This is a genomic window from Streptomyces sp. NPDC059853 (assembly GCF_042731495.1).
In the GTDB taxonomy this organism is placed as follows: domain Bacteria; phylum Actinomycetota; class Actinomycetes; order Streptomycetales; family Streptomycetaceae; genus Streptomyces.
Window position 1 is genome coordinate 1 of record NZ_JBHWJL010000209.1, and the last position, 9,378, is coordinate 9,378.

Below are 9,378 nucleotides of genomic sequence, written 5' to 3' on the forward strand. Positions count from 1 at the left end.
ATCAAGATGTGCCGCGCCGGCGCCAGGCCCGTCGGCCAGGACAGCGGACTCGCCGCAGCGGAGACCGCGCGGGCCGCCAAGGAGAGCGCCCTGTCGACCGCGCGCGCCGCCGGCCGCGAGCTGAAGGCGGAACTCGACAAGCTCACCGACTCCGTGCACCGGGGCGAGGTGCTGGGCGCCGAGAAGCGGCTGCGCATCCGCCAGCTGGAGGAACGCGCGCTGGAGGAGCTGGGTGTCGAACCCGAGGCGCTGCTGGCGGAGTACGGCCCCGACCAGCTCGTACCGCCCTCCCCGCCCGCTGAGGGGGAGACCCTGCCGGAGGACCCCGCCCACCCCCGTAACCAGCCGCGCCCGTTCCGCCGCTCGGAGCAGGAGAAGCGTCTGAAGGCGGCCGAACGCGCCTACAAGCAGCTGGGCAAGGTCAATCCGCTGGCGCTGGAGGAGTTCGCTGCGCTGGAGGAGCGCCACCAGTTCCTGAGCGAACAGCTGGAGGATCTGAAGAAGACCAGGGCCGAGCTGCTGGGGCTGATCAAGGAGGTCGACGAACGCGTGGAGCAGGTGTTCACGGAAGCGTTCCACGACACCGCACGCGAGTTCGAAGGGGTGTTCTCGCGGCTGTTCCCCGGCGGCGACGGGCGGCTCGTGCTCACCGACCCCTCCGACATGCTGACCACCGGCGTCGAGGTGGAGGCCCGCCCGCCCGGCAAGAAGGTCAAGCGGCTCTCCCTCCTCTCCGGCGGCGAGCGCTCACTGACAGCCGTGGCGCTGCTGGTCTCCATCTTCAAGGCGCGCCCCAGCCCGTTCTATGTGATGGACGAGGTGGAGGCGGCCCTGGACGACACCAATCTCCAGCGCCTGATCCGCATCATGCGCGAGCTGCGGGACAGCTCGCAGCTCATCGTGATCACCCACCAGAAGCGCACGATGGAGGTCGCCGACGCGCTGTACGGCGTGTCGATGCAGGGCGACGGCGTCTCCAAGGTCATCAGCCAGCGGCTCGCCTGAGCTTCGCGCACCCGCCTGCCGTGTGGTGCGGACGCGCCGGGTAGGCGACACGTGAGTAGAACAGTGTCGTTCGTGGCCGGTGGTGCGTACCGCCCCGCCGGCCGGTTCCAGGGAAGTGACGCCGTGACCAGTACCACCAGCGCCGACAACCGCACACCGGAGGCTCGGCCTCCGCATCTGACCTTCGTGGTGTTCATCGCCGCCACCGCCGCGATGGGCGGTTTCCTCTTCGGCTACGACTCCGCCGTCATCAACGGTGCCGTCGAGGGCATCAGAGGCAGATTCGGGGTCGCCTCGGGAACGCTCGGCACGGTCGTGGCCATCGCTCTGCTGGGCGCGGCGCTCGGCGCGATGGTCGCGGGGCGGCTGGCGGACCGGATCGGCCGGATCAGGGTCATGCAACTGGCCGCGGTGCTGTTCTTCGTCAGCGGCCTCGGGTCGATGCTGCCGTTCGCGGTCTGGGACCTGGCGTTCTGGCGCGTCGTGGGCGGGGTCGCGATCGGGATGGCGTCGGTGATCGCCCCGGCGTACATCGCGGAGGTGTCCCCGGCGGAGTACCGGGGGCGGCTCGCCTCGTTCCAGCAGGCCGCCATCGTGCTGGGGATCGCGGTCTCCCAGCTGGTGAACTGGGCCGTGGTCAATCTCGCCGACGGAGACCAGCGCGGCCGGCTGCTGGGTCTGGAGGCATGGCAGATTATGCTGGGGATCGAGATGGTCCCGGCGCTGCTGTACGGGCTGCTGTCGCTGCGCATCCCGGAGTCGCCGCGTTATCTGCTGCTGCGCGGACGGACCGAGGCGGCCAAGCGGGTCCTGGCGGACGTGGAGGCCCGGGGCACGGATCTGGACGCCCGGGCGGCGGAGATCACCGCCGCGATCCGCGGCGAGCACCGTTCGCGCTGGCGGGACCTGCTGGGCGGACGGTACGGACTGCTGCCGATCGTATGGATCGGCATCGGCTTGTCCGTTTTCCAGCAGCTTGTGGGTATTAACGTTATTTTCTACTACTCGAACTCGCTCTGGCAGTCCGTCGGGGTCAACCCCGGGACCTCGTTCTTCTACTCGTTCACCACCTCCATCATCAACATCCTCGGCACCGTGGTCGCGATGCTGTTCGTGGACCGGATCGGCCGCAAGCCGCTGGCCCTGGTGGGCTCGGCGGGGATGGCGGTGTCGCTGGGCGTGGCGGCCTGGGCCTTCTCCTTCCGCACCGGCGCGGGAGAGGACATCTCCATGCCGCAGGCGCAGGCCACGGCGGCGCTGATCGCGGCGCACGGCTTCGTGCTGTTCTTCGCCCTGTCGTGGGGTGTGGTGGTGTGGGTGCTGCTGGGGGAGATGTTCCCCGGCCGGCTGCGCGCCGCCGCGCTCGGGGTGGCGGCATCCGCGCAGTGGGTGGCCAACTTCGCTGTCAGCCAGAGCTTCCCGACCCTGTCGGACTGGAGCCTGTCCGGGGCGTACGTCATGTACACGATCTTCGCCTTGCTGTCGATCCCGTTCGTCTGGGCCCTGGTCCCGGAGACGAAGGGGAAGACGCTGGAGGAGATGGGCTGAGTCCCGCGCCGTCGGCGGGGGCCGTCGGCGATACTGAGTCGCGTTATGGAAACCGTGATTCTCGCCGTAGTCATCGCTCTGGTCGCCATCGCCGCGATCTCGGGGCTGGTCGTCGGCAGCCGCCGCAGGAAGGCGCTGCCCCGGGAGAAGGAGGAGGGCAACGGCGGAGCCACCGGTACGGGCACCGCGAGCGGCACCGGGACGCAGGAGGCACCGCCTGCCGAGCCCCGGCTGGGGGACGAGGCATCCCCGCCGGTGACGGAGGAGGAGCGGCGCACGGTCGAGGACGTGACCCTGCCGCCCGTCGCTCCGCCGCCGCCCGCCCCCGCGCTGGAGACCCCCGAGCCCACCGCCGGGCGACTGGTGCGGCTGCGCGCCCGGCTCTCCCGTTCCCAGTCGGCCTTCGGCCAAGGGCTGCTGAGCCTGCTCTCCCGCGAGCGCCTCGACGAGGACACCTGGGAGGAGATCGAGGACATCCTGCTGACGGCGGATGTCGGTGTCGGCCCCACCCAGGAACTGGTCCAGCGGCTGCGCGAACGCGTCCGTGTGCTGGGCACCCGCAGCCCCGAGGAACTGCGCGCGCTGCTGCGCGAGGAACTGCTCACCGTGGTCGGCCCCGATCTGGACCGCGCGGTGCACACCGAGGGCGGCGTCTCGGTGGAGGGCGAGGAGCGGCCGGCCGTGGTGCTGGTCGTCGGCGTCAACGGCACCGGGAAGACCACCACCACCGGCAAACTCGCCCGGGTGCTGGTCGCGGACGGCAAGTCGGTGGTGCTCGGCGCCGCGGACACCTTCCGCGCCGCCGCCGCGGAGCAGCTGAGCACCTGGGGCGAACGGGTGGGCGCCCGTACGGTGCGGGGCCCGGAGGGCGGCGACCCCGCCTCGGTGGCCTTCGACGCGGTCCGCGAGGGCATCGCGGAGGGCGCCGACGTGGTGCTGGTGGACACCGCCGGCCGGCTGCACACCAAGACCGGCCTGATGGACGAGCTGGGCAAGGTCAAGCGGGTGGTGGAGAAGCAGGGCCCGGTCAACGAGGTGCTGCTCGTGCTGGACGCCACCACCGGACAGAACGGCCTGGTCCAGGCGCGGGTCTTCGCCGAGGTCGTCAACATCACCGGGATCGCCCTGACCAAGCTGGACGGCACCGCCAAGGGCGGCATCGTGATCGCCGTGCAGCGGGAGCTGGGCGTGCCGGTGAAGCTCGTCGGCCTGGGTGAGGGGGCGGACGACCTCGCGCCGTTCGAGCCCGAGGCGTTCGTGGACGCGCTCATCGGCTGACGGGAGCCAGGACGGCGGGCGCCGGGCGGCCCGGCCCGTCGGCCCGTCCTGCCCGTGGCGACCCGGCGCGGCGGCCCGGACGTCGGGACGGCGCCCGGCCGCGGCCCGTCAGCCGGTGGCGCGGTGGCAGACGTACGCCAGCGCGCCCACCAGCAGCCGGGCCGGCGGCGGCGCGGGGCACTCCAGATCCGGCGCGCGCAGCCAGCGCACCGGGCCGTAACCGCCGTACTCGCACGGCGGCGCGGTGATGTGACCGCCGGGACCGAGGCAGCGCAGCTGCGGCAACGCGTCGTCCCAGCCCATCCGGTACAGCAACTGGGGGAGCTGCGCCGCGGCACCCGGCGCCACGAAGAACCAGACGCGGCCGTGCGGCGCCTCGGCGACCGGCCCCAGGGGCAGCCCGATGCGCTCCAGACGCAGCAGCGCGCGGCGACCGGGGCCGCACGGCACCTCGATCACGTCGAAACCGCGCCCGGTGGGCAGCAGGACGGAGGCACCGGGGGCGCGCTCCCAGTCGGCCAGGGCCTGCCGCAGCGGGGTGCCGGCGGTGATGGTGAGCGCTTGGTCGAGCGGATGGGCGCCCGGGGAGGCGCAATCGGCGCGCCCGCAGGAGCACTCGGGGCGCCCGGGCCCCGGCCCGCGCCGCACGGCCCGCGCACCGGGAGTGACGTCCCAGCCCCACAGACCGGTGTACTCGGCGACCGCCATCCGGACCGGGTCGCGGATCAGCCGCCGCGGCAACCTGCCCGGCAACCGCAGCTCCCGGATCTCCCGCAGTCCGTCGATCGTGAAGCCCATGCACTCTCCAACGGTCCGGTATACCGATAGTTACGATCGTCGGGCAGTAACCGGGGGGAGCACGTTCGCCGCAGTGCGCCCCCGTTGTGCTTCCTTCCGCCCGAGGCCGAACATCCCCCGTACCAGTGAAGCGCGCACGCTGGGCAATAGGTTCAATCGGAGGGGTGGCGAATGGTGGCGATTGGCCATCGCTCCTCCAGCGCGTCGGTGATCATAGGATTACTTTCGGTAGATTCATAGACGGGATGTCAGCAGACGGCGCGTCAGTTCGTGAGGTACGACGAGGCGATGGCCATCGGCCCGCGCGGGATGCTGCGGGCCGGGATGGGGGCGTAACTGTGGGCACTGACGGCGGCACCTCCGAGAAGGTCCCCAACGAGCGGCTCACGTCCTGGTTCCAGCGCAGCGGATGGTCCAAGGGCGAACTCGCCCGCCAGGTCAACCGGCGGGCCAGGGAACTGGGGGCGCACCACATCAGCACCGACACCTCCCGGGTACGCCGCTGGCTCGACGGCGAACAGCCGCGCGAGCCCATACCCCGCATCCTGTCCGAGCTGTTCTCCGAGCGGTTCGGCTGCGTCGTGGGCATCGAGGACCTCGGGCTGCGCTCCGCGCGCCAGTCCGCCGCCGTCTCCGGCATCGACCTGCCCTGGGCCGGCCGGCAGACGGTGGCGCTGATCAACGAGTTCTCCCGCAGCGACTTGATGCTGGGCCGCCGCGGGTTCCTGGGCACCTCCCTGTCGGTCTCGGCGGGCCCCGCGCTGATCGAGCCCATGCAGCGCTGGCTGGTCCCCACTTCCGCCGACGGCCCCGCCTCCGCCCCCCAGGACACGGAGGGCGGTGCCCGGGTCATCGCGCTGCCCACCGCCACCGGGCCGGGTGGCGGAGGCCAGCGCAGAAACGGTCTGTCAGTGCCCGAACTGGAGCTTCTGGAGCACACCACCGCCGAATTCCGCGCCTGGGACGCCCAGTGCGGCGGTGGTCTGCGCCGCAAGGCGGTCGTCGGCCAGCTGCACGAGGTCACCGACCTGCTCCAGGAGCACCACCCCGAGCCGGTGCGCCGGCGGCTCTTCCGGATCACCGCGGAACTGTCCGAACTCGCCGGGTGGATGAGCTACGACATCGGGCTCCAGCCCACCGCGCAGAAGTACTTCGTCCTCGCCCTGCACGCCGCCAAGGAGTCCGGCGACCGGCCGCTGGGGGCGTTCATCCTGTCCCAGATGAGCCGGCAGATGATCCACCTGGGCCGCGCCGAGGACGCCCTGGAGCTGATCCACCTCGCGCAGTACGGCAGCCGTGAGGGCGCCACCGCCCGCACCCAGGCGATGCTCCACGCGATCGAGGCACGCGCCTACGCCACCATGGGTGCCTCGCCCAAGTGCGTGCGCGCGGCGCGCGCGGCCGAGGAGACCTTCTTCGACGCCGGCCCCGCCGACCGCGACCCGCCCTGGATCCGTTTCTTCACCGAGGCCGAGCTGAGGTCGGAGAACGCCCACTCCTACCGGGACCTCGCCTACATCGCAGGCCGCAGCCCCGCGTACATCTCGCTCGCCCGCCCGGAGATGGAACGTGCCGTACAGCTTTTCGCGCAGGAATGCGAGAGCCAGGTCAACGGTGGGTACCAGCGGTCGTATGCACTCAACCTGATCGGCATGGCGTCCGTGCACCTGCTGGAGCACGACCCCGAGGCCGCGGTCGGCCGGGCGGGCCAGGCCATCGTGCTGGCGCGGCGGCTGCGCTCGGAGCGGGTCAACACCCGGCTGCGCAAGACCTCCGCCAACGCGCTGCGGGACTTCGGCGAGATCTCCGCCGTCCGCGGTCTGAGCGAGCGGCTGACCGCGGAACTCCCGGAAAACGAGGCGGTCAGGGCCTGCTGAGCCCGCCCTCCGCGGCCGCCTCATCCCCGGCCGCGGAGGCCGCCCCGGACGGCCCGGGCCGGGTCCTCCCCGCCGGGCCGCCCCGGGTGGCCCACCGCGGCCGGTTCCCTGTCCGCACTCCGGGAGGACAGTGCCGCACACCGTAGTACGGGCGTGGTGCGGGGCCTGCCCATTTCATCTCTGCTTAACATGCCGCTACTCATCGTCACCCCTGCGAAACATGGGCGGCCATCACCGGAAACGGCCCTCCGGGAGCCTGTGGCGCATCCTGACCCGCCCAAGATCCTGCCCGCACGGGTCGTCATTCTGAGGAGACGTTCACGTTGGAAGCAGCAGATATCGCATTTGTGGTGATCTGTGCCGCCATGGTCATGTTGATGACCCCCGGCCTCGCCTTCTTCTACGGGGGCATGATCCGCGTCAAGAGCGCACTGAACATGCTCATGATGTGCTTCATCGCCACCGGCATCTCCAGCGTGCTGTGGGTGCTCTACGGCTTCTCCCTCGCCTTCGGTGACAGCGTCAACGGCGAGGGCGGCGGCATCATCGGCAACCTGGACTTTATCGGCTTCAAGGGCATGCTCGGCGTCGAAGGCTCCGAGACCCTGCTCACCTTCGCCGTCTTCCAGCTGATGTTCGCCGTGCTCACCCCCGCCCTGATCAGCGGCGCCCTGGCCGACCGCGTCAAGTTCAGCGCCTGGGCCGTCTTCATCGCGGTGTGGGTCTCCATCGTGTACTTCCCGGTCGCGCACTGGGTCTGGGGCGACAACGGCTGGATCGGCGGCCTGGAGATCGACGGACACGAGGTCATCGACTTCGCCGGCGGCACCGCCGTCCACATCAACGCCGGAGTCGCGGCCCTCGCCGCCGTCCTGGTGATCGGCAAGCGCATCGGCTTCAAGAAGGACCCGATGCGCCCGCACAACCTGCCCATGGTCCTGCTCGGCGCCGCCCTGCTGTGGTTCGGCTGGTTCGGCTTCAACGCCGGCTCGGAGCTGGCCGCCAACGGCACCGCCGCCCTGATGGCCCTCAACACCATGGTCGCCACCGGCACCGCCGTCCTCGGCTGGCTCGCCTACGAGCGCATCCGGCACGGCGCCTACACCACGCTCGGCGCCGCCTCCGGCGCGATCGCCGGCCTGGTCGCCATCACCCCGTCCGGCGCCAACGTCAACCCCATGGGCGCCCTGCTCATCGGCCTCGTCGCCGGCGCGGTCTGCGCCTGGGCCGTCAGCCTCAAGTACAAGCTGGGCTTCGACGACTCCCTCGATGTCGTCGGCGTCCACCTGGTCGGCGGCATCATCGGCACCCTGCTCGTCGGCTTCCTCGCCATCGACGGCGCCGGGGGCTTCGCCCAGTTCACCTTGCAGGCCGCCGCCGCGGCCGCGGTCATGGTGTACTCCTTCGTCGTCACCTGGATCATCGCCAAGATCATCGACGTCACCATCGGCTTCCGCTCCTCCGAGGAGGAGGAGACCGCCGGGCTCGACCAGGCCTACCACGCGGAGACCGGGTACGACTTCAGCCAGACCGGCACCGGCTCGGTGACCGTGGCCAGCAGCGCTCCGTCGACCACCCAGGTGGCCGCCGGCGACAAGAAGGTGGACGCATGAAGCTCATCACCGCGGTGATCAAGCCGCACCGTCTCGACGAGGTCAAGTCGGCCCTCCAGGCCTTCGGCGTGCACGGCATGACCGTCACCGAGGCCAGCGGCTACGGCCGCCAGCGCGGACACACCGAGGTCTACCGCGGCGCCGAGTACACCGTCGACCTCGTCCCCAAGATCCGCCTGGAGATCCTCGTCGAGGACGACGACGCCGAGCAGCTGATCGACGTCGTGGTCAAGGCGGCCCGCACCGGGAAGATCGGCGACGGAAAGGTCTGGAGCACCCCGGTGGAGGAGGCCGTACGCGTCCGCACCGGGGACCGCGGCCCCGACGCCCTGTGACCCCCGGCACGCACCCGGCGCCCGGACGCACCGGGCGCGGCACACGCACCACCTGACCACCTGAACAGGAGCTGGGGACCGCATGACGGCGGAGTCGACATCCACCACCGGCACGGACACGGGCCCCAGCGGCGGGTACGCGGCGGCCAGGCTGCGTCTGCTCGGCGAACCACTCGCCGACCCCCAGACGCGGCCGGGGCCGCCGCGCCGCGCCCGGCTCGCCCAGCTCACCGACACCTGGCTCACCGGCCTCCTCGGCCGGCGGCCGCACAGCCCGCGCGTCGCCCTGGTCGCCGTCGGCGGCTACGGGCGCGGCGAACTGTCACCACGCAGCGACCTGGACCTGCTCCTCCTGCACGACGGCACCGGCACCGCCGCGGAGATCGCCGCCCTCGCCGACCGCATCTGGTACCCGGTGTGGGACCTCGGCATCTCCCTCGACCACTCGGTCCGCACCCTCGCCGAGGCCCACGCGACCGCCGCCGACGACCTCAAGGTCCACCTCGGTCTCCTGGACGCCCGTCACATCGCCGGCGACGCCGCCCTCACCACCGAACTGCGCACCGCCCTCCTCGCCCAGTGGCGCGCCCAGGCGCCCGCCCGCCTCCCGGCCCTGCACGAACTCGGCTGCGAGCGCGCCCGGCGTCACGGCGAACTGCCCTTCCTGCTCGAACCCGACCTCAAGGAGGCCCGCGGCGGCCTGCGCGACGCCACCGCGCTGCGCGCCGTCGCCGCCTCCTGGATCGCCGACGCGCCCCGGGCCGGACTCGAAGCCGCCCGCAGCACCCTGCTGGACATCCGCGACGCCCTCCACCTGACCACCGGCCGCGCCACCGACCGGCTCGCCCTCGAAGACCAGGACCAGGTCGCCAAGGCACTCGGCATGCTGGACGCCGATGCCCTGCTGCGCCGCGTGTACGAGGC

At 71.7% G+C, this 9,378-nt stretch carries 8 protein-coding genes; 7 read left to right on the forward strand and 1 reads right to left on the reverse strand.

Annotation, left to right across the window (positions count from 1 at the left end; translation table 11 throughout):
* From ACFV5N_RS19830 to ftsY, 3 genes are all read left to right on the forward strand, one after another.
* Positions 1-1,005, forward strand: a 1,005-nt coding sequence (locus tag ACFV5N_RS19830; protein ID WP_385601423.1) for an AAA family ATPase, incomplete at its 5' end; no start/stop codon positions are given.
* A gap of 123 nt (positions 1,006-1,128) precedes the next feature.
* Positions 1,129-2,553 (forward strand): sugar porter family MFS transporter, encoded by a 1,425-nt coding sequence (locus ACFV5N_RS19835; protein ID WP_385601425.1) that lies wholly within the window; start codon positions 1,129-1,131, stop codon positions 2,551-2,553.
* A 45-nt stretch (positions 2,554-2,598) separates the two neighbouring features.
* On the forward strand, positions 2,599-3,831 hold the full coding sequence (gene ftsY / locus ACFV5N_RS19840) for a signal recognition particle-docking protein FtsY (protein ID WP_385601428.1): 1,233 nt from the start codon (positions 2,599-2,601) through the stop codon (positions 3,829-3,831).
* 108 nt (positions 3,832-3,939) lie between these two features.
* Here ftsY and ACFV5N_RS19845 read toward each other — a convergent pair whose 3' ends face one another.
* Complete coding sequence (locus tag ACFV5N_RS19845) at positions 3,940-4,629, reverse strand: bifunctional DNA primase/polymerase (RefSeq protein WP_385601430.1); 690 nt, start codon at positions 4,627-4,629, stop codon at positions 3,940-3,942.
* A 338-nt stretch (positions 4,630-4,967) separates the two neighbouring features.
* Between ACFV5N_RS19845 and ACFV5N_RS19850 the strand changes: the two genes are divergently transcribed.
* The 4 genes from ACFV5N_RS19850 to ACFV5N_RS19865 all read left to right on the forward strand — a co-directional run.
* A complete protein-coding gene (locus ACFV5N_RS19850) occupies positions 4,968-6,506 on the forward strand; it encodes a hypothetical protein (RefSeq protein WP_385601433.1) in 1,539 nt (512 codons plus the stop codon).
* A gap of 323 nt (positions 6,507-6,829) precedes the next feature.
* Positions 6,830-8,119, forward strand: coding sequence for an ammonium transporter (locus ACFV5N_RS19855; protein WP_385601436.1), 1,290 nt, complete (start codon positions 6,830-6,832; stop codon positions 8,117-8,119).
* Positions 8,116-8,454 carry a P-II family nitrogen regulator gene (locus ACFV5N_RS19860; RefSeq protein ID WP_385601439.1) on the forward strand — a complete coding sequence of 113 codons (339 nt, stop codon included), beginning with the start codon at positions 8,116-8,118 and terminating at the stop codon, positions 8,452-8,454. The genes ACFV5N_RS19855 and ACFV5N_RS19860 overlap by 4 nt, the downstream gene beginning before the upstream one ends.
* Before the next feature lie 82 nt (positions 8,455-8,536).
* Positions 8,537-9,378, forward strand: an 842-nt coding sequence (locus tag ACFV5N_RS19865) for a nucleotidyltransferase domain-containing protein (RefSeq protein ID WP_385601442.1), incomplete at its 3' end; no start/stop codon positions are given.

Coding starts and splice junctions, on each gene's coding strand:
- ftsY (WP_385601428.1), top strand. CDS start 2,599: ATGGAAACCGTGATTCTCGCCGTAGTCATCGCTCTGGTCGCCATCGCC.
- ACFV5N_RS19860 (WP_385601439.1), top strand. CDS start 8,116: ATGAAGCTCATCACCGCGGTGATCAAGCCGCACCGTCTCGACGAGGTC.
- ACFV5N_RS19845 (WP_385601430.1), bottom strand. CDS start 4,629: ATGGGCTTCACGATCGACGGACTGCGGGAGATCCGGGAGCTGCGGTTG.